The sequence below is a fragment of the Pararhodospirillum oryzae genome, from assembly GCF_007992075.1.
Classification (GTDB): Bacteria; Pseudomonadota; Alphaproteobacteria; order Rhodospirillales; family Rhodospirillaceae; genus Pararhodospirillum; species Pararhodospirillum oryzae.
In genome coordinates, this window is sequence record NZ_BJZO01000026.1 from 1 (window position 1) to 21,987 (window position 21,987).

A 21,987-nucleotide genomic window follows, 5' to 3' on the forward strand; every position below is an offset into this window, starting at 1 on the left:
TTACCCGCACCCTTCCGCGCTACCCGCTGGTGCCTGCGACGTTGCTGGGGCGCCTGGCCGTCGATCGACGCGATCAGGGCCGGGGGTATGGGCGTTTCCTGCTCGCGGACGCGCTTTGTCGCGCGGTCCGCAGCGAGATCGCCTCGTTTGCCGTGATCGTGGACGCCAAGGACGAAAACGCGAAACGTTTTTACGAGCGCGAAAGCTTTCTACCTTTTCCGGATCAACCGTTGAAACTGTTTCGGCCGATGGCGGATCTTGAGAAACTGTTTGCATGAGGCGGCCACGCCTCGTCATCCTTTCCCCAAGGGGGCGAGGATCGGGCGGGGGCAGAAAATCTTTGACTCGGGCGGGTCCGGGCCCTAAGGTCCCGGCCTTCCTTTGTTGAAAAAAGGGACCGGTTAAGCCGGTGGGGTCCTTGGGCTTCGTCGCGCTGTTCGGTCCGATCCGTCGAGGGCCAGACCTATGCGTGTTCGTAACTCCTTGAAGTCGGCGAAGGTGCGCGACAAGAATTGCCGCATCGTGCGTCGCAAGGGCCGTGTTCTTGTGATCAACAAGAAGAACCCGCGCCTGAAGACCCGCCAGGGCTAAAACCCCTGGCGTTTCCGGGTCCGGTGTGCGCTGGCACGCCGGAGACGGTTGACGCGAGTAAGTGCCGTTACCCCGCACACACCCCGCCCGGGTCGCGAAACCTGGTGTGGGGTGTGTGCGTTTGGGTGCGCGTCACCCAAGGCAAGGGGCGCAGGCGATCGCCTCACGTCAAGGCTTCCTCCGATCCGGCCGCCGGGCGCGTGGCCTCGCGGAAGAAATCGATGAAAGCCCGCAGAGCCGGCCGCATGTGCCGGCGCGAGGGATAATACAGGTAAAACCCCTCGAAAACCGGGGTCCAGTCGTCAAGAACCGGCACGAGAAGGCCGGCGGCAATGTCCTGGATCACGCGGTCTTGAAAAATGTAGGCAAGACCAACGCCTTGCAAAACCGCCCGATGGATCAGGCCCTGATGCGACAAGATCAAGGGGCCCTTGGGGTCGATCACCAGCTTCCGCCCGTCCTTTTCCAGTTCCCACGCATAGATCTGTCCGCTTGAAAAGCGGCGCCGGATGCATGGATGCGACAGGAGATCGTGCGGGGTCAGGGGGGCCGCCTGCCTTTGGAAATACTCGGGCGTGGCCACGATCCGCCCGCGCCGGCGCCCGCCCAGGGGAACGGCGATCATGGTGTCCTCAAGGGATTCCCCCAGCCGGATCCCGGCATCAAAGCCGCTGGCCACGATGTCCTCGAAATGGTCGTCGGTGCGAATCTCCAGTTCCACCTTGGGAAAGGATCGCGCGAACGCCCCCAGGTGGGGGGCAATCACATCCTCGGCGACCAGCAGCGGCATGGTCACGCGCAAGGGGCCCGACGGCTCGGCGCGCAGCTCGGCCAGGGCGGCGAAGCCGGAGTCGATCTCCGCCAGGGGGGCGGCCGTTGCTTCCAGCAGGCGTTCCCCTTCCGGGGTCAGGCGCAGGCTGCGGGTCGAGCGCGCCAGAAGCCGCACCCCCAGCGAGGCTTCCAACGCTCCGACCGCATGGCTGATCGCCGACGGCGCGAGGCGTAGCCGTTCGGCGGCGGCGCGAAAGCTCCCTTCACGCGCCACCGTGGTGAAAACGACCAGTCGGGAAAGTCGGGTGCGGTCCATTGTGCGAAAATTTCGAACATGGTGTTGCCGAAAGAGCCGGTTATCCAAACGATGCTCCCTCGGTACCTTCAGGGCAACCCATCCGAATCCTTGCAGGAGGCAAACCCATGAAAAAACGGACACTGGGCCAGGGACTTGAGGTTTCGGCGGTGGGGCTGGGGTGCATGGGCATGAGCCAGGCCTATGGCGCCTACGACGAGGCGGACTCGCTGAAAACCCTGGACCGCGCCCTGGATCTGGGAGTGAATTTCTTCGATACCGCCGAGGCGTATGGCCCCTACCGCAATGAAGAGCTGCTGGGGCGCTCGCTTGCTTCCCGGCGCGCGGGGTTGGTGATCGCCACCAAGTTCGGCTTTACCTTCAAGGCCCAGGCCGGCGATCACGGGGCGATCAGCGGAACCGACGGGCGGCCGGAACACGCGAAGGAAGTGGCCGAGGCCTCGTTGAAGCGCCTGCGGCTCGATGTGATCGATCTTTACTACCTGCACCGGGCCGACCCGGCGGTGCCGATCGAGGATACCGTGGGCGCCATGGCCGATCTGGTGCGCGACGGGAAGGTGCGGGCCCTCGGGCTTTCGGAAGTCTCCGCCGACATGCTGCGCCGGGCCCACGCGGTCCATCCGATCGCCGCCTTGCAAAGCGAATATTCACTGTGGACGCGGGACGTGGAAAGCAACGGAGTCCTGGCGGCGTGCCGGGACCTGGGGATCGGGTTCGTGCCCTTCAGCCCGCTGGGGCGCGGCTTCCTGACCGGCAAGCAGGTGGGCACGGACGGGCTGGAGGAGAAGGACTTCCGCCGCTCGCTCCCCCGTTTCCAAGACGAGAACCTGGCCGCCAACCGGCTTTTGGTCGAGGCGGTGACGCGGATGGCCGAGGCGCGCGGCGTCACGGCGGCTCAGGTGGCCCTGGCCTGGGTTCTGGCGCAAGGGAACGACATCGTGCCCATTCCCGGGGCGCGCCGGATCCGGCACCTGGAGGAAAACGTGGCGGCGGCGGATATCGCGCTGATCTCGGACGACCTGGATCGGCTCAACGACATCTTCGCGCCGGGCAAGGTGGCCGGGGCCCGCTACCCCGAGGCCTTCGAGAAACTGACGAAGACGTGATCCAGGCCTGTCGCGGGGGCCCGGAGGCCCCCTTGCAGGGACACCATCAGGCGGGGGCCCGGAGGCCCCCTTCCAGGAAAGCCGGCAGATCGCGAATCGACGACAAGGTGGCAAAGCGGTGGGACGCCTCGGGGGAAGGCTCGACCTGTTCGTGTTTCCAGGTCACCTCATAGGGGATATGGACCGCTTCGCCTCCGATGGCCAGCACCGGCAGGATGTCCGAGCGAACCGAATTGCCAACCATGAGGAACTGGCCGGGATCGAGTCCTTCGCGCTGCACGATCGAACGGTACATGTCGGGATCTTTTTCCAACACGACGTGCACCTCCTTGAAAAAGGGGCGCAGCTTCGATTTAGCCAGTTTTTCCCGCTGTTCGATCTCGTCGCCCTTGGTGATCAGAAAACACGGGTAACGCCCCCGCACCCACGAAAGGGTTTCAATGACGCCGTCAAGGAGGTGGACGTCCTTGTCGAGGAAGCGCTGAACCATCGCGATGATGTGGGCGATCTCGGCCCCGGAAACCCGCTGCTCGGTCAGTTCCAGGGCGGTTTCGATCATCGACAGGGCAAATCCCTTGGCGCCATAGCCGTACTTGCGGAGATTGCGCCGCTCCACCGCCATCAGATGCGCGTCGATTTGATCCGGATCGCCGGTATGGCCGACGATAATCTCGGTCAACTGGCGCTGCATGTCCTGGAAGTGGGTTTCGTTGTGCCAAAGCGTGTCGTCCGCGTCGAACCCGATGGCCTTGATCATGTCGTCCTCTTCGTTCGACCCGCAGCCCTTCCCCCGCCCCCCCTGGAGTCTGTTCGTTTCACGTTGAAGCGGACAGACTCCAGGGGATCGGGGGAGGCTGGTTTCCGGCCGGGCCGCGTCGCACGGCGATCCGGTCCGGCCGGAAAACAAAAGGATCAGCCCTTGATCTCGGGCAGATCGGTCAGGGCTTCGGCCAGGGCCGCGTCATCGAACTCGGGGTCTTGCAGCTTGCCCGAGAAGTAATCGGTGTAGGCCTGCATGTCGAAGTGGCCGTGACCGGACAGGTTGAACAAAATGGTCTCGGCCTTGCCCTCGGCCTTGCAGCGCAGGGCCTCGTCGATGGCGGCGCGGATGGCGTGCGACGACTCGGGGGCGGGCACGATGCCTTCGGCGCGGGCGAACTGGACGGCGGCGGCGAAGCATTCGGTCTGATGGTAGGAACGCGCCTCCATCAGGCCCAGTTCCTTGACGTGGCTGACCATGGGGGCCATGCCGTGGTAGCGCAGGCCGCCGGAGTGGGTGCCGGGGGGCATGAAGGTGGCGCCCAGGGTGTGCATCTTGACCAGCGGCGTCAGCTTGCCGGTGTCGCCGAAGTCATAGGCATACTGACCCCGGGTCAGGGTCGGGCACGACGAGGGTTCCACGCCGATGATGCGCACCGAGCGGCCCTTGATCTTCTCGCGCACATAGGGGAACGCAAGGCCGGCGAAGTTGGACCCGCCCCCGGTGCAGGCAATGACCACGTCGGGTTCGGCCTCGGCCATGGCCATTTGCAGCATGGCTTCCTGGCCGATCACGGTCTGGTGCAAGCACACGTGGTTGAGCACGCTGCCCAGGGCGTACTTGGTGTCGTCGCGCGAGGCGGCGACCTCGACGGCTTCCGAGATGGCGATGCCCAGCGAGCCGTTGGAGTCGGGATGGGCGGCCAGGATGGCGCGGCCGGCCGCGGTCTGGGGCGACGGGCTGGCCACGCAGGTGGCGCCGTAGGTTTCCATCAGGGCGCGGCGGTAGGGCTTCTGGTTGTACGAAACCTTCACCATGAAGACCGACACTTCCAGCCCGAACAGCGAGCCGGCGAAGGCCAGCGAGCTGCCCCACTGCCCGGCCCCGGTTTCGGTGGACAGGTGCTTGACGCCTTCTTCCTTATTATAGAAGGCCTGGGCGACGGCGGTGTTGGGCTTGTGGCTGCCGGCGGGGCTCACGCCTTCGTTCTTGAAGAAGATCTTGGCGGGCGTATCCAGGATTTTTTCCAGGCGCCGGGCCCGGACCAGCGGCGACGGGCGCCACAGACGGCAGATCTCGCGCACCGGCTCGGGGATGTCAATCCAACGCTCGGTGCTCATTTCCTGTTCAATGACCGCGCGCGGGAAAATAGGTGCCAAATCATCAGGCGAAATAATCTCGGTCGTGCCCGGATGGCGCGGCGGCGGCACGGGGGTCGGCAAATCGGCGGCCAGGTTGTACCAGGCCTTGGGCATCTGGTCCTCGGGCAGAAAGTACTTGGTGCTTTCGCTCATGATCGGGCAACCCCCCTTACTCTGTGACACGATCGCCTCTTCTACTCCCGCCGCTTCACCTGTGTAAACGATGGCGATCGGGGGACGGGAAAGGGAAACGCGAGGCGGAAACCCGGCGAACACACCCGGCCAGACCGTCCGACACGCTGTCTTCGGGGGATGCCTGGGGCCCCTCCTTCTTCCTTAGCCTGGAGCCGTTGCAAGGTCTGGCGTTGGCGGGCGGGCTGACCTAAAGTCCCGGACCGAGGGCACGGTCCAGGAAGGGGAAGGCGCCATGGCGGCGGAAGACACGCAGGCAGGACAGGCGATGCACACGGAGGCCCCGGCGCGGGTGCTGTGCACCGATTGCGGGGTGTCGCGGGGCGCGGATCCCCGCCAGTGCGGCCAGGCCTGCCAGTTCATTCATCCCGATTACGCCAGCCTGGAAACCCGGGTGCATGGACGCCCGCGCGATCCGGCCCGGCCCGACGAGCTGTTCTTCGGTCCCTTCGAGCGCATGGTGCAAGCCGCCCTCAAGGCCCCGCGCGCGGGCGCCCAGTGGACGGGCATCACCACCCGCCTGGGCGAGCGTCTGCTGGAAACCGGGCAGGTGGACGCGGTGCTGGCCATGGGCGCCGACCCCACGGATCGCTGGCGGCCCTTGCCCCGGTTGGTCACCGACGCCGCCGACATGGTGCACTGCCGGGGCATGCGCATGGGCTACGCGCCGCTTTTGTCGTTGCTGGACGAGGCGCGGGCGCGCGGGCTGCGCCGGCTGGCCGTGATCGGGGTGCCGTGCCAGATCTACCCCTTGCGGGCGCTGGAGCCGACCTTGGGCTTCGAGTCCCTGACCGTGATCGGCATTCCGTGCTCGGACAACACCACCACCGAGAATTTCCACACGTTTTTGTCGCTGCTGACCCCGGCGCCCGAAACCGTGACCTATCTGGAGTTTCGCGCCGACTACCATGTTGAAATGCGCTTCCAGGATGGGCGGGTGCGCCTGATCCCCTTCTTGAAGCTGCCGCTTTCAACCTTGCCCTCCGATTTCTTCCCGCTGACCTGCCGGGCGTGCGTGGATTACACCAACGCGCTGGCCGACCTGACCGTGGGCTACATGGGCGGGCGGGGCGAGCAGTGGGTGGTGGTGCGCAACCCGCGCGGCCAGGCGGTGTTCGATCTGCTGGGCGACGAGGTGCGGGTGCGAGAGCCCACCAGCGCCGGCAAGCGGGCCAGCGCGGTGAAGGGCTTCCTGGCCAATATCGAGCGGGCCGCCGGCGGCCTGCCCATGCGCACCATGCCCGACTGGGCGCGGCCGATCGTGGCGTGGATGATGCCGCGCACGGGGCCTCGTGGTCTTGAATTCGCGCGGACCCGGGTAGAAATGAAGGCATTGGAAGCGGTGGTCACCTTGCGCCATCGTTTTCCCAAGCGGGTGCGTGCCATGATTCCCCCTCACTTGTGGTCCCTGGTCGAGCCCTATGGCCTGACCCCGGGACCGGACGAACGTGCCTGACGGTTTTATGCGCGCAAGGAGGCGCCTTCTCCCCGTGTTTAACCTGACCCTGACACCCGAAGTCATCGTGCGGGCCTACGCGAGCGGTGTTTTTCCCATGGCCCGGGCCCACGACGACCCCCGTTTGTACTGGATCGACCCCCAGCACCGGGGCATCTTGCCCCTGGATGGCCTGAAGGTCTCCCGCTCGCTGCGCAAGATCCTGCGCCAGGAGGTTTTTTCGGTCACCGTCGACAAGGCGTTCTCGCACGTCATCCGGGCCTGCGCCACGCGCACGCCCAAGCGGGCCGAAACCTGGATCAACGACCGCATCACCCGCGTGTTCACCGATCTGCACCGTTTGGGCATGGCCCACAGCGTGGAATGCTGGTCGGCGGGATCGCTGGTCGGCGGGCTTTATGGCCTGTCGCTGGGCGGGGCGTTTTTTGGCGAAAGCATGTTCTCGCGCATGGCCGACGCGTCGAAGGTGGCGTTGTGTCACCTGGTGGCCCGGCTGAAGCGGGGCGGGTTCCATCTGCTCGATACCCAGTTCACCACGCCCCACCTGTGTTCGCTGGGGGCGATCGAGATCCCGCGCGATGCCTACCATGAGCGGTTGGAATCGGCGCTGGCCGAACGGGGCGAGTTCCATGTCCCGGTGCCCGAGGACGGGGTCCTCGACATCCTCGACCGGCCCTGTGGGTATTAACTCTTGATCCAGGCAAAGCCGTTGATCATGAACGCGTCGTTTGCGCTGTCTCCTCGTCGCGTCGCCCTTGGTCTGGATGTGGCGGCGGCGGCGGTGCTGCTGGGAGCCCTGTATGCCCAGGTCGGCCTGGGCATCGCGCCGTGTGTCTTGTGCCTGGCCCAGCGCGTGCCCTGGGTCATCGTGGCGGTGCTGGCCGCGATGGCCTTGCAGCCGGCCGTGCCCTTGCGCTGGGCGCGGATTTTGCTGGGGATCTGTGCCCTGGCCCTGGTGGTCAATGCCGGGATCGCGGGCTACCATGTGGGGGTCGAGCAACATTGGTGGGCGGGCACCGCCGCGTGCGGATCCGGGGCGGGAACCGCCGCCACGGGCGCCGGGCCGGCAACGCTGGCCGATCTCAAGGCCGCCCTGGCCGGCCCCATCGACGCGCCCCCCCCGTGCGACGAACCGGGGTGGACGTTCATGGGCATCAGCTTCGCGGGGCTGAATTTCGGCTTGTGCCTGCTGCTGGCGGGAATCGCCGTGTCGGGGGCTCGGCCGCGCGGCTGATCTGGCGGGGCGCCTGGGCGCGGCCCATATCAGGGGGGTCTTTCCCTGTTGAAGGAGCCCCCCCCATGACGGTTCGCCGCTCTCGCGCCACCCCCGTGCCCGAGGTGTTTCGTCCCAGCGAGGAGGACGTCCTGGCCCAGGTCCAAGGACGCCTCACGCGCCGGGGCCGCCGTCCCGGTGATCTGCCCCGGGCCGCCCTGGTCGACCGGGTGCTGCGGGTCGATCAGGCGGGCGAATATGGCGCCGTGCGCATTTACCAAGGCCAGCACGCGGTGATGGCGCGCCGGCGTTCGCCCAAGGCGGCGGTGGTCGCCGGCATGCGCGCCTCGGAAGAACGCCACCTCGCGACCTTCAATGCCCTGATGGTTGAACGCCGGGCGCGGCCGACCTTGCTTGCGCCCCTGTGGCATGTGGCCGGCTTCGCCCTGGGGGCGGGAACGGCGCTGCTGGGCGACGAGATGGCGATGGCGTGCACCACGGCGGTGGAGGAAGTCATTGACGACCATTACCGGGCCCAGGCCGACAGCCTGGGCGACGACGAACTGCCCTTGAAGGCGACGCTGGCCCATTTCCGGCTGGAGGAAGTCCATCACCGCGACCAGGGTCTGGCGCACGGAGCCGAGCAGGCCCCCGCCTATCCCCTGGTTTCCGAGGCGATCAAGGCGGGAACGCGGGTCGCGATCTGGCTGTCCGAGCGGCTGTAGGGTGCCTTGGATCCCGTCCGCTTCATGGTGAGGCGGACGGATCGCGGAGCCTCTTTATCCCTGACGCGCTCTCGTCGATCCGTCGGGCAAGAAAAAGCCCACCCCTGTCTCGGGTTTTCGAAACCATAAGCGCCCGATGATGGTGGGGGACCTGGAAAACCAAGGGATGATTTGTATCGAGCCCGTTTCCCCGAGGGGGGAGGCGGGTTTCTTTTTGTCAGAATCAAAAAACAATTCTTGTCGGCTGAATTTCCACGAGGAAGGGAGGGGGTGATTGCCATGCCCTGGCAAGAGAAAGGGGCTCTCCAGATAAAATTACAGACCATGGGTCGTACGCAAGGGGAGTGGAAAGAAAGCGCTCTATTCGTTGATTGTCTTGAAATATGTTGCGGGCTCATTTCAACAGTGTTGTTATGGATCGATAAGGAATCGATGGCTGAATAAGACGGTTAAACCCATCGATTAACAAGAAAACCCGTCCCTCGGATGCAATCTCCATGGTGGTGAAGTGCTGCTTGATTGCTCTTGAAGGGGCAATCTTTTAAAAAGTGAGTATCTGGGGGGTCGCATGATCAGGTTGAAGGCGCTGTTGGGAGAAGGGAGGCCGGCTTCTGGCGAGGAGTCGGGCATCCCTTCCGAGGTCAAACCGGAAAACGCGCTGGCGCTTCGACAGGTCGCCTTGCTGATCGACGGAGCCTATTTCGATGTGGGGGAGGGGACGGATCCCCTGACGACGGAAATCCGTGCGCTGGCCGAAAAGCTGCTGCATCGGGTGGAAGCGAACCTGGAATGCTCGGTGCATCTTTCCATGGGGGTCGCGTCCACGGTCATCTCGGCGGTGGAATCCAAGAAAGCGCTGGGGGGAACCCTGGACCGCATTCAGGCCATGGCGGCGGCGTCGGAGGAAATGGCGAACGCCATAGAGGGGATAGCCGAGGCGTCGTCATCGGCGGCGAAAGACGCGCAAGGGGTGTATGACCTGGCGCGGGCCAGCCGGGCGGAATCCCATCAGGCGATCAGGGCCATGGAGGCCATTTCCTCGGCGGTGCGAGAAGCCGCCGACCAGGTTTCGGCCATGGCCGAGGCGTCGGCCCAGATCGAAAGCATGGTCAAGCTGATTAACGAGATCGCCAGCCAGACCAACCTGCTGGCCCTGAACGCCACCATCGAGGCGGCCCGGGCCGGGGAAGCCGGCAAGGGGTTTGCCGTCGTCGCCTCCGAGGTCAAGAACCTGGCCAGCCAGACGGCGCGGGTGACCGAGGACATCCGCCGTCGCGTGGAGAAGCTGGGCGAGGAAACCCAGCGCATTACGCTCTCCATGCAAAACGGATCGGAGGCGGTGAGCCAGGGCTCGGGCGTGATTACCTCGACCATCGGGTCCTTGGACCGGATCGAGGCCCGGGCCGAGGCGGTGTCGGTGGGCGTGTCGGAGGTCGTCGAGCTTTTGTCCCAGCAGCGCTGTGCCTCCAACGAGATCGCCCAGGGCATCGAAGCCGTTGTCCGGTCGGTCGAGGACAACGTGGGCGCCATGGAAACCCTTCTCGACTCCATTGACCAGATCGAGGGACTGATCAGCTCCCGGGTGGAGGATCTCGCCCAAACGCCGTTCCCCGCGCGCGACCTGATCCAGGCCAAGGCGGATCATATGATGTGGCGCAAGCACCTTGCCGACATGCTGGTGGGGCGGGCGCATCTGGATCCGGGCGAGCTGTCCCATCACACCCACTGCCGTCTGGGCCGGTGGTACGCGAACGCCCCCGAGGCCTTGAAGCGGGCCCGGGCCTATGCCGATCTCCTGGAGCCCCACAAGGAGATCCACGATCTGGGAATCAAGGCCGCCGAGGCGTGGCAGAGGGGCGACATCGGCGCGGCGGTGGCGCTGGTGAAGCGGATCGAGGCGCCTTCGGAACAGGTGCAGCGTCTTCTGGACGACCTGATCGATATCGCGCGCCTGGGCTCCGACGGTCCGCTGTGCGGGGCGTGACGTGCCCCAAGGCGGGCGCTCCTCGCCTGGGGGCCCGCCTTCCCTCATCCCCCGGAACGGAGAAAGGCCCGGCGGATGCCGCCGGGCCTTTCGGAAACTGGTGGAGCTGAGGGGAATCGAACCCCTGACCTCGTGAATGCCATTCACGCGCTCTCCCAACTGAGCTACAGCCCCTCAAGTAAAGCTGGCTTCAGGGCACGCCCTTCTGCCTTCGAGGTTGGCTTCAGGGTGTCCCCGTCCGCCTTGGGACTCCGGTCCGAGGACCGAAGAGAAAGGATGGTGGAGCTGAGGGGAATCGAACCCCTGACCTCGTGAATGCCATTCACGCGCTCTCCCAACTGAGCTACAGCCCCATCCTTGGGTCACAACGAAGCAGGCTTCGTTGTCTTGGGATCGGCGGCCCGGGCCGGGGAAGAAGACCGGTCAGCGCCGCCGAGGTCCGGGTTTCTACAGGCTCCGGGCCGACCCGGCAAGAGGAAAAAACACCCTTCTTCAAAAAAAATCCGGTGGGCTTCCGAAGGGTGGACCCGGGGGTGGGTGGAGGGCCCGCCGGGGGGGGGAAGGGCGCCGGGGGGAAACGGCGCCCGTGCGTTTTTATTCGGATTCGTCGAGCTCGATGTGATCCTTGACCTCGTGGAGGTCGGAATCATCCTCGCCGAGGTCGGAGGTATCCTCGATCAGATCGCCCACTTCGTCGTCCTCGTCGGTCTCCAGATCCTCGTCGACCGCCATGTCGACCTCGCCGAGATCGACATCATCTTCTTCCAAGGTGGCGGCGGGCACGGCCTTGGGGGGCTCTTTCTTGCGTTCGGGCCGGCGCGCCTTGACCGGCGTATCGACTTCAAGGACCGCATCGCATTTTGGACAGACGATGGGGGTGCGGCGCATGTCATAAAAGCGCGTGCCGCAGCTCGTGCAGGTCCGCTTGATGCCCCATTCGGGTTTGGACACAGGTTTCCCCTCCCTTGCAATCACGGGTGGTGATGGGCCGCGGCCTCGGGTGCGTCGCGGGCATGATGGCGTGGGCCCCATGGGCCAGGCCGGCCGGACCGGCGGGCGTCTTCCCGGGCTTGGCCGCTATTGCCATTTTCCCCGGGTCCTTGTCAAACGATCCGCGCGGTCCTTTTGCGAGGAGGTTCCAAGGGACGGCAGGGAAGGCCCGCGCCGGGGCGGGGAAGGCACCCGTGGGAGTGTGGCCGGGCGCTCTGTTCACGCGGCGCCCCCTGTGGTAGGAAGCCCCCGTCTTGTGGTTTTCGCCTTCTGTCAAGGCCCATGCCCGGAGCGCCGATGATCGATCTCCCTTCTGCCCACCCCCTCAGCGCGCGTCGCGGTTCCCCCCTTTCGGGTCGGATCCGGGTGCCGGGTGACAAGTCCGTTTCCCACCGGGCCCTGATGCTGGGCGGCCTCGCGGTGGGGCGCACCACCATTACCGGTCTTCTGGAAGGCGAGGATGTGCTGGCCACGGCGCGGGCCATGGCCCTGATGGGCGCCTCGATCGCCCGCGAGGACGACGACGCCAGCGGCGCTTCGGTGTGGACGGTCGATGGCGTCGGCGTGGGCGGTCTGGCCGAGCCGGCCGAGGTCCTGGACATGGGCAACGCGGGCACCGGCGCGCGCTTGCTGATGGGGGTGGTGGCCACGCATCCCATCACCGCCTTGTTCACCGGCGACGCCTCGCTGCGCAAGCGGCCGATGGGGCGGGTGATCGACCCGCTGTCGCGGTTTGGCGCCACGTTCCTGGCGCGGGCCGGCAACCGGCTGCCCCTGGCGCTGAAGGGGGCGGCCGAGCCCTTGCCCGTGACCTACCGGGTCCCGGTGCCCAGTGCCCAGGTCAAATCCGCCGTGCTGCTGGCGGGGCTCAACACCCCGGGCGAAACCACGGTGATCGAGCCGGTCGCGACCCGGGACCATACCGAACGCATGCTGATCCACTTCGGCGCGCGCCTGGTGCGCCGTCAGGGGGACGACGGGGCGGACGTCCTGGTCTTGAGCGGACAGCCCGAATTGACGGGGGGGCCGGTGCGGGTGCCGGGCGACCCCTCGTCGGCGGCCTTTCCGCTGGTGGCGGCCTTGCTGGTGCCGGAAAGCGACCTCCTGCTGGAAGGCGTGGGCCTGAACCCGCTGCGCACGGGTCTGTTCGACACCTTGCGCGAGATGGGGGCCGACCTGGAGGTTCTGAACGTCCGCGAGGAAGCCGGCGAGCCGGTGGGCGACCTGCGGGCGCGGGCCAGCGCCTTGAAGGGGGTGGAGGTCCCGGCGGACCGGGCGCCCTCGATGATCGACGAATACCCCATCTTGGCCGTGGCGGCGGCGTGCGCGCACGGGACCTCGCGCTTTCATGGCCTGGCCGAGCTGCGGGTCAAGGAAAGCGATCGCCTCGCGGCCATCGTGCGCGGCCTGGAGGCCTGTGGGGTCGAGGCCACGACCGAGGGAGATACCCTGATCGTCAAGGGCCAGGGCGAGGCGCCCCAGGGCGGCGCAGTGGTGCAGGTGGACCTGGATCACCGGATTGCCATGGCGTTCCTTGTCCTGGGGATGGTCAGCGTCGAGCCGGTGCGCATCGACGACGGGCGGGCGATCGAAACCAGCTTTCCCGGGTTCGTGGATCTGATGACGGGCCTGGGGGCCCACCTCACCACCGAGCAGGAGACTTTCGCATGATCATCGCCATTGACGGCCCGGCCGCGTCGGGCAAGGGCACGCTGGCCCGGCGGCTGGCGGCGGCCTTGGGGTATGCTCATCTGGATACCGGCAAGCTCTATCGGGCCGTTGGCTGGGCGGTGGCGCGGGCCGGCGGCGACCCCGGTGACCCGCAGACGGCGGAAGCGGCGGCGCGTTCGCTCGATCTTGGGCTGCTGGGCGACCCGGCCCTGTCGTCCGACGAGGCCGGCATGGCGGCCTCGAAGGTGGCGGCGCTGCCGGGGGTGCGCGCCGCGCTTCTTGATTTCCAGCGCGCCTTCGCGGCACAGCCCCCCGATGGCGCGCGCGGCGCGGTGCTGGACGGGCGCGACATCGGCACCGTGGTGTGTCCCGGGGCCGATCTCAAGGTCTTCGTCACCGCGAGCCTGGAAGTGCGCGCCCAACGTCGTCTTCTGGAGTTGCGCCAGAACGGCCAGGATGTTAAGGAAGAGGTGGTGAAACGGGACATGCGCGAGCGCGACGATCGGGATCGTACCCGCTCGGTTGCGCCGCTGGTGCCGGCCGACGATGCCGTCGTGCTGGATACCTCGCTCCTGACACCGGATCAGGCCCTGGCTGCCGTCATGGGATTGCTGGCGAAACGCGGCCAGTAATCTTCAAGGCGTTTGGGCCACGCCGCCTAACGTTCTTGCGGGCCGGCCCGCCAACTTTCGTGGGTTGGTTCGTTTCGCAAGAAAATTTAGTAAGTTTTCAAAGCCTTCCGGCCGCCCTGGGGCGGCGGGAGGGCTGTTGTCCTTCCCCACGAGGCAAGACAAGACCGCCGGAGCCAACCGGCTGGCCAGATAAGACGAACGACGAACGAAAGGATGAACAACCCCATGGTATTGGCTCACGCAGGCCACGACGAGTTTCCCGCCCACGAGGATTTCGAGGCCCTTCTGAACGAACAGCTGGGCAGCTCGGGCAGCCTGGAAGGCTCGGTGCTGACCGGCACCGTCATCGGCCGTTCCGGTGATTTTTTTCTGATCAACGTGGGTCTGAAGTCCGAAGGGCGCGTGCCCGTCAAGGAATTCACCCGTCCCGGCGAAGAAGCGCAGGTTGCCATCGGCGACACGGTTGACGTGTTCGTCGAGCGTTACGAGGACAAGGACGGTCTGATCGTCCTGTCGCGCGACAAGGCGCGGCGCGAGGAAGCCTGGAACGAGCTGGAGAAGTCGTTCAACGACGGCCAGCGGGTGCGTGGCACCATTCACAGCCGGGTCAAGGGTGGCTTCACGGTCGACCTCAATGGGGCGATTGCGTTCCTGCCGGGCTCGCAGGTGGACATCCGTCCGGTGCGCGACATTTCGCCCCTGCTGGGTCAGCCGCAGGTGTTCCAGATCCTCAAGATGGATCGGGCCCGGGGCAACATCGTGGTGTCGCGTCGCGCGGTGCTGGAAGAGACCCGCGCCGAGGAACGCAGCAAGCTGATGGAGACGCTCAAGGAGGGCCAGATCCTCGACGGCGTCGTCAAGAACATCACCGACTACGGCGCGTTCGTCGATCTGGGCGGCGTCGATGGCCTGCTGCACGTCACGGATATTTCCTGGAAGCGCATCAACCACCCGACCGAGGCCCTGGCCATCGGCCAGACGGTCAAGGTGCAGGTCATCCGCTTCAACGCCGAAACCCAGCGCATCAGCCTGGGCATGAAGCAGCTGGAAGCCGATCCCTGGGACGGCGTGGCCGCCAAGTACCCGGTGCAGACCCGCTTCCTGGGCCGCGTGACCAACATCACCGACTACGGCGCGTTCGTCGAGCTGGAGCCGGGCGTTGAAGGCCTGGTCCACGTTTCCGAAATGTCCTGGACCAAGAAGAACGTCCACCCGGGCAAGATCGTGTCGACCAGCCAGGAAGTCGAGGTGATGATCCTCGACGTTGATCCCGACAAGCGCCGGATCAGCCTGGGCCTGAAGCAGACCATGTCGAACCCGTGGGCGTCGTTCCTGGAAACCCACCCGATCGGCACCGAGGTCGAGGGCGAGATCAAGAACATCACCGAGTTCGGGTTGTTCATCGGTCTCACCGGCGACATCGACGGCATGATCCACCTGTCCGACCTGGACTGGAACCGCAGCGGCGACGAGGCGGTGAAGGACTACAAGAAGGGCGACGTGGTGCGGGCCAAGGTCCTGGACGTCGACATCGAGAAGGAGCGGATCAGCCTGGGCGTCAAGCAGCTGGGCGAGGATCCGTACCGCGAGGCGACGGCCGAACTGCGCAAGAACCAGGTGGTGTCGTGCGTGGTGACCCTGGTTCAGGAAAACGGCATCGAAGTCGACGTCAACGGCGCCATTGGCTTCATCCGCAAGTCGGATCTGGCCCGCGAGCGCGGCGACCAGCGCCCCGAGCGGTTCTCGGTGGGCGATCGGGTCGACGCCAAGGTGACCAACATCGACAAGAGCAACCGTCGCATGACCTTGTCGATCAAGGCCCGCGAAATGGACGAAGAGAAGCAGGCGATGGCCGAGTACGGCTCGGCCGACTCGGGTGCGTCGCTGGGCGACATCCTGAGCGCGGCTTTGAAGCAGGCGCAGCAGCGCGCCGCCGCCGAGGATGACGAGTCCTGAGTGCGTGCTGACCGGTCTCCCCTTCCGGCGCTTCAACCCCTAGTGGGCCGGAGGGCGGGGGATCCCTGACCGCTTACGGGGCGCCCTTTTGAATGAAAAGGGCGCCCTTTTTACGTCCATCCGGGGAACGGAGCCGGTGGGCCACGGAAAATGCTGTCATATGAGCGGGTTGCTTGACGTGCGGGATTCCCTCTGGCACCCTTCGCTCGCCCCCTGGGGAGGGGCCCGAAGGCTGGAGGGATGGCGGGGCGATGACAAAATCAGAACTGATCGCGCGTCTTGCGGAGCGTAATCCGCACCTGTATCAGCGAGACGTGGAACGAATCGTCTCGACTATTTTCGACGAGGTCGCCGATGCCCTGGCGCGCGGGGATCGGGTTGAGCTGCGCGGGTTTGGAGCGTTTTCGGTCAAGAAACGCGATGCCCGGGTGGGCCGCAATCCCCGCACCGGGGAAACGGTTGACGTTGACGCCAAGGCGGCTCCCTACTTCAAGGCCGGCAAGCAGCTGCGCGAGCGGCTCAACGGGGGGGTCGACGTGGACGACGACCTCGACGACGACGAGGACTGAAGGACCCCTTCGCTGCCGGGGGTGGACAGGGGCAAACCGGGGCGATCGCGGGCCGGCAGGTGCCGCGCCCCCTGACGGGAGGATGAACCGTTGAAGAAACTTTCGTTCTGGCTGGTTGGCCTGCCGCTGGCCGTCGTGATCGCCGTGTTCGCCGTGAACAACCGGATCGAGGCCGAGGTCAGCTTGTGGCCGACCCCGTTTAGCGTGGATCTGCCGGTCTACCTGCTGGTCCTGGGCGGCGTGGCCCTCGGGCTGGTGGCGGGCGCCTTGATGATGTGGCTGTCGGCCGTGTCGCTGCGCGTGCGTTTGCACAACCGGGACCTGGAGATCCGCAGCCTGAAGCGCAATCTGGAGCGCTCGGCCAGCGAAGCGACCAAGCGTTTGGAAAAAGCCCAGGCCAAGGCGCTGCCCCCGGCGGCCTGACGCACGAGGCCGCCGCGCAAGGACGGGCCGGTGCTCAGGAACGCCTGGCGGGACCGGTTCCCTTGTCAATCCGCCCGCCCGGTCGGGCCGCTCACGGGGACATGGGGGAACCCCCCACGAGGCCCCCGCTCAAAGGACGGAAGGGAGCGAATGGCCCGCTCCCCCGTTTCCGCCCCTTCCCAAGGCGGGGGCGCCTTTCCCTTGAGGGGAGCCCCGGGGCGTGGGCACCGCTTTTCCCGAAAAGACAAACTCAAACAAAGGGATCCGGAGATTGTTCGCTTCAACGTGAAACGGACAGGCTTTAGTGGCCCAGCAGCACGGGCAGGGTCATCTGGCGCAGGATGTCGCGGGTCACGCTGCCCCTGAGCATGCGCGGCAGGCCCAGCTTGCCGTAGGCCCCCATGACCAGAAGATCGGCGCTGAGATCGGCCGCCTGCGACAGCAGGAAATCGGCGACGCTGATGTTGGCGATCGCCGGCGTTTCAACGGTGGCCTGCACTCCGTGGTCTTCCAGACGCCGTTTCAACTCGACCCACCGCCAATCGGAAGGATCGATCAGCTCGGGGGCGTGGCGCACGACCATGACCCAGGCCTGGGCGCCGTGGATGAACGGCAAGGCGTCGCCCAGGGCGCGGCTCGATTCCCGGCTGTCGTTGTAGGCCACGAGAACCCGCGAGAACGCGAAGGTATAGGTTCCGGTGTAGGGAATCATCAGCACCGGTCGCCCGCAGTTCAGCACGACCTGCTCGGCCAGGTCGGCCGGAACCCGGTCGGCGGTGGCGCGGGGGTCGATCTGTCCCAGCACGGTGAGGTCGGCGTACTGGGCGTTCGCGGTGATTTCGGCGGCGATGAAATCGGGGTTGACCGAATGAATGGTGTGCCACTCCGCCGCGACCGAGCCAAAGGGCGCCATGATTTCAAAAAAACGGTCGCGCTGCGGGGCTGCCTCGCGGTCGATGGCCGCCTTGTCGCCGTGATAGGCATAACTGGCCAGCGCGGTGGCCATCTGGCCGAAGACCCCCAGCACCCGGCCGCCGCCGCGCGCCGCCAGAAGGCGGGCGGCCGCGTCGGCGCGGCGTGGCCAGGAGTCGCCGGCATCAATATGCACCACGATTTTCATGACAGGTTTCCTCCCCCGTTTCCATTCGTCTTGGGTGGGGTGTGATCCCGGCGGCGCCGTGCGCCCGCGTTCGACAAGGCCCCGGCGAAGTGGAACACCCCCAGCATCGCGAAGGGTGACCGAAGCCCGATCATTACGCAAGCGTCAACCCGTTTCTCCCCATGGTCTGTGTTCTTTTTGGTTGAAAAACATCAGGGAATGACGGCTACTCGGGGCACGTCCGCGCCACGGCGGGCCGTGGGCGCGGGGAGATGGGTGTCATGGCCCCGCGTGGTCCTGGCGTGGCCCCGGGACTTGTCTGTCGCCCCCCCACGAAGGCAGGCCGGTCGGGAGAGAGAGGTGAACGTCCTGGTGTCGAGGTGCGAAGGCGATCCAGTGGGCGCGCGGGTTTCCGTGCAGCCCCAGGGAATCCTGCTGGTCGTCGAACCAGGGGACGAAACCATCTTGCATGCTTCGATACCCTTGAACCTGGGGACCGGGCGAAAATCCGTGCTGGGGGAGGCCCTTGGCTCGGTTCTGGAAGCGGAGGATGCCAGGCGCTGCCTGGAGCGGGCCCGCGCGAACGAGCCGCCTTTCTTGATTGATCCCCTCGTGGTGCGGGACCGCCAGGGGCGCGTGTTCGAGGCCCTGGCGCATCGCGCGGGCCGTCGGGTGGTGGTGGAACTGTTCGAGACGCCCCCCCGTCCCCTGGGAGAGGACGTGCTCGGTCGCTTGACCGTCGCGCTGGGACAGGTGGCGCGGGTGGCCACGCTGGAAGCCCTGTGCGCCCACGCCGCGCGCACGCTGGCCGACCTGACCGGCTACGACCGGGTCATGATCCACCGCTTCACCGAGGCCTGGGACGGCGACGTGGTCGCCGAGGTGTGCCGGGGGGGCATGGCCTCCTTCCTGGGGCGACGCTTTCCGGGCCTGGGGCATGCCCCCGAGGCGCGCGCGCGTCTTGAGCGGCTGTCGGTGCGCGCCATTCCCGACGTGGGCTACCGGCCCCAGCGCCTGGAGGGGCGCGGGAGCAGGGTGGATCTGGGGGGGTGCCTGCTGCGCGGGGTGAGCCCGGGGCTGCGGGCCGCCCTGGAGGCCCTGGGGGCACGGGCGAGCCTGGCCGTGGCCATCGTGGTCGAGGGGCGGTTGTGGGGCATGGTGGTGTGTCATCATGGCGAGCCCCGGCCGCTGCCCCCCTCCATCATGGGGGCGGCGCAGGTGTTCACCGAAATGGTGGGCCAGCAGATCGTGCGCCTGGACAGCGAGGCGCGGGCCCATTCGCGCGCGCGGGTATCGGCGGTGATGGAAGGGGTGGCCGGGCGCCTGGCCGAAGGGGCGGGCATGGCCGAGGCCCTGCGCGCCGCCCTGCCTGATCTGCGCGCCTTGTTCGGGGCCGGAGCGGCGGTGCTGTCGCTTGATGGCCGCCAGGCCAGCGCGGACGGTCCGCTTGATGGCGCGCCGGTCGAGGTGGATCCGGCGCAAAAGGTTCTGGTGAGCGAGCGCGTGCCCGAGGGCGTGGTGTTGCCACCCGCCTTGGCCCGTGGTTTCGCCGGGGTGGTGCTGCTGCCGCTGTCGGACGCGCCCGACAAGGATTTCATGGTGCTGGGGCGCGAGGAGGCGTCGTGCCTGATTCGTTGGGTGGATCCCCGGGGAAGGCAGGCGCTCCCCCCGGCCGGCCTGGAGGCCTGGGACGAGGAGGTGCGCGGCTGTTCACGGCCCTTCACGGCCCTCGACGAGGAAGCGGCGGTGGCGTTGCAGCTGTTCCTGGCCGAGCGTCTGGGCGAGGTGCGCCGGCGCGAGGCCGAGGACGCCCTGGAGGAATCCCAGCTTCGCCTGCGCCATCTGGCCGAGTGTTCGTCGGATTGGTTTTGGGAAACCGATGCCCAGGGCCGCCTGACCACCGTTTCCGATCTGCTCAAGGGGTTGGGGGACCTGCGCGCGGCCGAGCTGATCGGGCATCCGTTGACGCTTCTTCTGGGCGCGCCCGACGATCCGGGCGAGGGGTCGGAGGTGGAGGATATCGAGTCCGCCCTGGCCCGGGGCCATGCCTTCCATGGCCTGACCGCGTTGCTGCGGGTGGCGGGGCGGGGGCAGTGGTGGGTGCGCCTGTCCGGGGTGCCGTTGCTGGGCGCGGCGGGTGAACTGTTGGGCTTTCGGGGCACGGGCACCAATGTCACCCCCTTGAAGGCCTTGCAGGAGGAACGCCTGCGGGCCCAGAGGCTGGAGGCCCTGGGGCGCATGGCCAGTGGCATCGCGCACGAAATCAATAATGTTCTGCAACCGATGCTGACCATGTCCTACTACGCCGGCAAGCGGGTGGAGGACACGGCCTTCGTGCGTCAGGCCTTGGCGGACATCGAGGAAAGCGGTCTGCGCGCGCGCGAGATCGTGCGGGCGATCCTGGCCTTCGCGCGTCAGGCGCCCTCGCGGCGCCAGCCCCTCACCATCGCCCGGGACCTGGGGCGCGCCATTGAGTTCGCGCGCAAGGGCCTGCCGCAGCTGCGGGTTTTCACGGATATCGAAGAAACGTCGGTCCAGGTCCTGGCCAACGAAACCGAATTGTCCCAGATCGTTTTGAACCTGCTGGCCAACGCCAACGACGCGATGGACGGGCGGGGGATCGTGCATGTGGGCCTGCGGACCCAGCCCGACGTGGGGCGGGTGCGGATCACGGTGCGCGACGAGGGGCCGGGGATGGATCTGGACATCCGCGATCGTATTTTCGACCCGTTTTTCACCACCAAGCCCGAGGGGCGTGGAACCGGCATGGGGCTGGCCGTGGTGCACGGTCTGGTCGAGGCCTGGGGTGGCACCATCGGGGTTGAAAGCGCCCCGGGAATGGGTACGATATTCTGGATATCACTGCCGGTCACGACCGCGACCGCCCTCAAGACATCGCAAGCGGAACCCTGAGCATGCCCGAAAGTCTGTCTGTTCTGGTCGTTGATGACGATCCCGAAAGCCGCAAGGCGATTCGTCTGGGGGTTGAGGATATGGGCTGGGCGGCGATCGAAGCCCGGGATGGCGAGGAGGCGATGCGGGTCCTGCGCGAACATTCCCTTGGTCTCGTGGTCTGCGATGTCTGGATGCCCAAGGTGGATGGGATCAGCTTCATCAAGTCGGCCCTGGAAGCCCGGCCCGACTTGCGGGTGCTCGCGGTTTCGGGGGGCGGCTCGGCTCCGGCCGCGCTCAGCTTGAAAATGACCGAGATGTATGGGGCGTTCGATATCCTGTACAAGCCTTTCACCCAGCCCGAGCTGATCGAGAAACTGCGGATCCTGGCGGTGGGGGCATCGTAAGGCGATCGACGCGCGGGCGCTTTTTGGTGCGGGAGGGCTCGCGCGCCAAGGCGCCGGCGGTTGTGGAACGCGCTGTAGAGCAATCGAAATGAGGCGAGCGGATCCGCTACGCCATCCTGAAGGGCGTTCCTAAAGCCCGCGAGGGGCGCGAGGCCGTCTGATACGCGTGAGAAGAGGAGATCCTCGTCCGGCTTATGGGGGCCTGGAAGCCGTGGAGCCGGTTATTCGGACGGTTCCAGGGCGTCGCCGTGGTCGCGGTCGGTCTCGAACAGGTAGCGGATCAGGAACTCCAGGGACTCGGCGAACACGGGCTTCTTGGAGTCGGGAAGCCCCTCGATGCCGTCGATCAGGTGGTTGATCGGGTCCTGGGCGATCAGGGCGCGGCCGGCTTCCGTCAGCGCCAGAACGTGCGAGCTTTTCTTGCCCCGGCTGGGCTGGCGGGCCAGATAGCCCTTGCGGACCAGGGCCGAGATGGATTGCGAGGCCGTGCCCCGGCTTGACCCATAGTGTTCGGCGAATTTCATCACCGTGGCCACGGATTCATTGGCTTGGCTAAAATAGCGCAGGGCCATCCACTGCGCCGGGTTCAAGCCGCCCGTGAAGCCACGGCTGTGGGCCAGTCGTCCGACCTGTGTCAACAGCTCGGCCACGGCCCGGGAGGTACAGCTGTGTTTCATCCGTTTCTTCCGTCACGGGGGCATCGGGCCCCGAAGCGTCTCCCGGCCATCGGAAGGTTTCGACTTAGAATAACTCGTTTCAAGGAAGGGTGCAAGGAAACAGCGTTTTGGCTGTCTTTTCGCATATTCTGCGTTTTCCTTGTGCGTTTCATCCCGTTTTAATTGCTGCGGGGCGAGGCCCCTGATCCAGTATCCT

General features: G+C 66.4%; 21 protein-coding genes and 2 tRNA genes. 15 read left to right on the top strand and 8 right to left on the bottom strand.

The genetic code is table 11. The annotated features are described in order from the left end of the window. Together ROR02_RS05990 and ykgO are read left to right on the top strand one after the other, a co-directional pair. Positions 1 to 278 (top strand): GNAT family N-acetyltransferase (locus tag ROR02_RS05990; RefSeq protein WP_147163108.1); only part of this gene is annotated, 278 nt, incomplete at its 5' end. A 187-nt stretch (positions 279 to 465) separates the two neighbouring features. Continuing rightward, positions 466 to 591 (top strand): type B 50S ribosomal protein L36, encoded by a 126-nt coding sequence (gene ykgO, locus ROR02_RS05995; RefSeq protein WP_014415198.1) that lies wholly within the window; start codon positions 466 to 468, stop codon positions 589 to 591. 163 nt (positions 592 to 754) lie between these two features. On the opposite strand, the gene ROR02_RS06000 is transcribed toward ykgO, so the two are convergent. Further along, positions 755 to 1,678 (bottom strand): LysR family transcriptional regulator, encoded by a 924-nt coding sequence (locus ROR02_RS06000; RefSeq protein WP_147163109.1) that lies wholly within the window; start codon positions 1,676 to 1,678, stop codon positions 755 to 757. A gap of 107 nt (positions 1,679 to 1,785) precedes the next feature. Between ROR02_RS06000 and ROR02_RS06005 the strand changes: the two genes are divergently transcribed. Next, the gene (locus ROR02_RS06005) at positions 1,786 to 2,784 is read left to right on the top strand and encodes an aldo/keto reductase (RefSeq protein ID WP_147163110.1); all 999 of its coding nucleotides are present in this window, start codon (positions 1,786 to 1,788) and stop codon (positions 2,782 to 2,784) included. A 46-nt stretch (positions 2,785 to 2,830) separates the two neighbouring features. On the opposite strand, the gene ROR02_RS06010 is transcribed toward ROR02_RS06005, so the two are convergent. Both ROR02_RS06010 and ROR02_RS06015 read right to left on the bottom strand, forming a co-directional pair. Further along, positions 2,831 to 3,541, bottom strand: coding sequence for an HAD family hydrolase (locus ROR02_RS06010; RefSeq protein ID WP_147163111.1), 711 nt, complete (start codon positions 3,539 to 3,541; stop codon positions 2,831 to 2,833). Between the two features lie 155 nt (positions 3,542 to 3,696). Further along, complete coding sequence (locus ROR02_RS06015; protein WP_147163112.1) at positions 3,697 to 5,058, bottom strand: TrpB-like pyridoxal phosphate-dependent enzyme; 1,362 nt, start codon at positions 5,056 to 5,058, stop codon at positions 3,697 to 3,699. A 307-nt stretch (positions 5,059 to 5,365) separates the two neighbouring features. On the opposite strand from ROR02_RS06015, the gene ROR02_RS06020 reads away from it, so the two are divergent. From ROR02_RS06020 to ROR02_RS06040, 5 genes are all read left to right on the top strand, one after another. After that, a complete protein-coding gene (locus ROR02_RS06020; protein ID WP_147163113.1) occupies positions 5,366 to 6,553 on the top strand; it encodes a Coenzyme F420 hydrogenase/dehydrogenase, beta subunit C-terminal domain in 1,188 nt (395 codons plus the stop codon). A 34-nt stretch (positions 6,554 to 6,587) separates the two neighbouring features. Beyond that, positions 6,588 to 7,241: a leucyl/phenylalanyl-tRNA--protein transferase gene (aat, locus tag ROR02_RS06025; protein WP_407672597.1), complete on the top strand. Its 654-nt coding sequence runs from the start codon at positions 6,588 to 6,590 to the stop codon at positions 7,239 to 7,241. A gap of 27 nt (positions 7,242 to 7,268) precedes the next feature. Further along, positions 7,269 to 7,787 carry a disulfide bond formation protein B gene (locus ROR02_RS06030; protein WP_147163114.1) on the top strand — a complete coding sequence of 173 codons (519 nt, stop codon included), beginning with the start codon at positions 7,269 to 7,271 and terminating at the stop codon, positions 7,785 to 7,787. 65 nt (positions 7,788 to 7,852) lie between these two features. Continuing rightward, on the top strand, positions 7,853 to 8,491 hold the full coding sequence (locus ROR02_RS06035; protein WP_147163115.1) for a demethoxyubiquinone hydroxylase family protein: 639 nt from the start codon (positions 7,853 to 7,855) through the stop codon (positions 8,489 to 8,491). Positions 8,492 to 9,059: 568 nt separating this feature from the next. After that, the gene (locus ROR02_RS06040; protein ID WP_147163116.1) at positions 9,060 to 10,475 is read left to right on the top strand and encodes a methyl-accepting chemotaxis protein; all 1,416 of its coding nucleotides are present in this window, start codon (positions 9,060 to 9,062) and stop codon (positions 10,473 to 10,475) included. 98 nt (positions 10,476 to 10,573) lie between these two features. Here ROR02_RS06040 and ROR02_RS06045 read toward each other — a convergent pair. The 3 genes from ROR02_RS06045 to ROR02_RS06055 form a co-directional block, all read right to left on the bottom strand. Beyond that, positions 10,574 to 10,649: transfer RNA gene (locus ROR02_RS06045), tRNA-Ala, on the bottom strand. 103 nt (positions 10,650 to 10,752) lie between these two features. Continuing rightward, a tRNA-Ala gene (locus ROR02_RS06050) sits at positions 10,753 to 10,828 on the bottom strand. A gap of 241 nt (positions 10,829 to 11,069) precedes the next feature. Further along, entirely contained in the window at positions 11,070 to 11,426 is a 357-nt protein-coding gene (locus ROR02_RS06055; protein WP_147163117.1) for an FYDLN acid domain-containing protein, read from the bottom strand. A gap of 336 nt (positions 11,427 to 11,762) precedes the next feature. On the opposite strand from ROR02_RS06055, the gene aroA reads away from it, so the two are divergent. The 5 genes from aroA (at position 11,763) to ROR02_RS06080 (ending at position 16,716) form a co-directional block, all read left to right on the top strand. Then, positions 11,763 to 13,136: a 3-phosphoshikimate 1-carboxyvinyltransferase gene (aroA, locus tag ROR02_RS06060; RefSeq protein WP_147163118.1), complete on the top strand. Its 1,374-nt coding sequence runs from the start codon at positions 11,763 to 11,765 to the stop codon at positions 13,134 to 13,136. Then, on the top strand, positions 13,133 to 13,768 hold the full coding sequence (gene cmk / locus ROR02_RS06065; RefSeq protein ID WP_147163119.1) for a (d)CMP kinase: 636 nt from the start codon (positions 13,133 to 13,135) through the stop codon (positions 13,766 to 13,768). Before aroA ends, cmk begins: the two co-directional genes overlap by 4 nt. Before the next feature lie 225 nt (positions 13,769 to 13,993). Continuing rightward, entirely contained in the window at positions 13,994 to 15,724 is a 1,731-nt protein-coding gene (rpsA, locus tag ROR02_RS06070; RefSeq protein ID WP_147163120.1) for a 30S ribosomal protein S1, read from the top strand. A gap of 251 nt (positions 15,725 to 15,975) precedes the next feature. Next, entirely contained in the window at positions 15,976 to 16,293 is a 318-nt protein-coding gene (gene ihfB, locus ROR02_RS06075; RefSeq protein WP_147163121.1) for an integration host factor subunit beta, read from the top strand. 90 nt (positions 16,294 to 16,383) lie between these two features. After that, positions 16,384 to 16,716, top strand: coding sequence for a LapA family protein (locus ROR02_RS06080; protein WP_147163122.1), 333 nt, complete (start codon positions 16,384 to 16,386; stop codon positions 16,714 to 16,716). Between the two features lie 301 nt (positions 16,717 to 17,017). Here the strand turns inward: ROR02_RS06080 and ROR02_RS06085 are convergent, their stop codons facing one another. Further along, a complete protein-coding gene (locus ROR02_RS06085) occupies positions 17,018 to 17,836 on the bottom strand; it encodes a universal stress protein (protein ID WP_147163123.1) in 819 nt (272 codons plus the stop codon). A 339-nt stretch (positions 17,837 to 18,175) separates the two neighbouring features. On the opposite strand from ROR02_RS06085, the gene ROR02_RS06090 reads away from it, so the two are divergent. Next, positions 18,176 to 20,728, top strand: a complete 2,553-nt coding sequence (locus ROR02_RS06090) for an ATP-binding protein (protein WP_281291007.1) — start codon at positions 18,176 to 18,178, stop codon at positions 20,726 to 20,728. A 2-nt stretch (positions 20,729 to 20,730) separates the two neighbouring features. Then, entirely contained in the window at positions 20,731 to 21,114 is a 384-nt protein-coding gene (locus ROR02_RS06095; protein WP_147163125.1) for a response regulator, read from the top strand. A gap of 221 nt (positions 21,115 to 21,335) precedes the next feature. On the opposite strand, the gene ROR02_RS06100 is transcribed toward ROR02_RS06095, so the two are convergent. Further along, on the bottom strand, positions 21,336 to 21,791 hold the full coding sequence (locus ROR02_RS06100; RefSeq protein WP_147163126.1) for a MarR family winged helix-turn-helix transcriptional regulator: 456 nt from the start codon (positions 21,789 to 21,791) through the stop codon (positions 21,336 to 21,338). Positions 21,792 to 21,987: the final 196 nt, after the last annotated feature.

What these genes read in the sequence shown, in the direction of transcription:
- ROR02_RS06100 (WP_147163126.1), bottom strand. Translation starts at nt 21,791, where the DNA reads ATGAAACACAGCTGTACCTCCCGGGCCGTGGCCGAGCTGTTGACACAG.
- ROR02_RS06015 (WP_147163112.1), bottom strand. Translation starts at nt 5,058, where the DNA reads ATGAGCGAAAGCACCAAGTACTTTCTGCCCGAGGACCAGATGCCCAAG.
- ROR02_RS06085 (WP_147163123.1), bottom strand. Translation starts at nt 17,836, where the DNA reads ATGAAAATCGTGGTGCATATTGATGCCGGCGACTCCTGGCCACGCCGC.
- ROR02_RS06010 (WP_147163111.1), bottom strand. Translation starts at nt 3,541, where the DNA reads ATGATCAAGGCCATCGGGTTCGACGCGGACGACACGCTTTGGCACAAC.
- ROR02_RS06020 (WP_147163113.1), top strand. Translation starts at nt 5,366, where the DNA reads ATGCACACGGAGGCCCCGGCGCGGGTGCTGTGCACCGATTGCGGGGTG.
- ROR02_RS06005 (WP_147163110.1), top strand. Translation starts at nt 1,786, where the DNA reads ATGAAAAAACGGACACTGGGCCAGGGACTTGAGGTTTCGGCGGTGGGG.
- cmk (WP_147163119.1), top strand. Translation starts at nt 13,133, where the DNA reads ATGATCATCGCCATTGACGGCCCGGCCGCGTCGGGCAAGGGCACGCTG.
- ihfB (WP_147163121.1), top strand. Translation starts at nt 15,976, where the DNA reads ATGACAAAATCAGAACTGATCGCGCGTCTTGCGGAGCGTAATCCGCAC.
- ROR02_RS06095 (WP_147163125.1), top strand. Translation starts at nt 20,731, where the DNA reads ATGCCCGAAAGTCTGTCTGTTCTGGTCGTTGATGACGATCCCGAAAGC.
- ROR02_RS06030 (WP_147163114.1), top strand. Translation starts at nt 7,269, where the DNA reads ATGAACGCGTCGTTTGCGCTGTCTCCTCGTCGCGTCGCCCTTGGTCTG.
- rpsA (WP_147163120.1), top strand. Translation starts at nt 13,994, where the DNA reads ATGGTATTGGCTCACGCAGGCCACGACGAGTTTCCCGCCCACGAGGAT.
- aroA (WP_147163118.1), top strand. Translation starts at nt 11,763, where the DNA reads ATGATCGATCTCCCTTCTGCCCACCCCCTCAGCGCGCGTCGCGGTTCC.
- ROR02_RS06040 (WP_147163116.1), top strand. Translation starts at nt 9,060, where the DNA reads ATGATCAGGTTGAAGGCGCTGTTGGGAGAAGGGAGGCCGGCTTCTGGC.
- ROR02_RS06000 (WP_147163109.1), bottom strand. Translation starts at nt 1,678, where the DNA reads ATGGACCGCACCCGACTTTCCCGACTGGTCGTTTTCACCACGGTGGCG.
- ROR02_RS06035 (WP_147163115.1), top strand. Translation starts at nt 7,853, where the DNA reads ATGACGGTTCGCCGCTCTCGCGCCACCCCCGTGCCCGAGGTGTTTCGT.
- ykgO (WP_014415198.1), top strand. Translation starts at nt 466, where the DNA reads ATGCGTGTTCGTAACTCCTTGAAGTCGGCGAAGGTGCGCGACAAGAAT.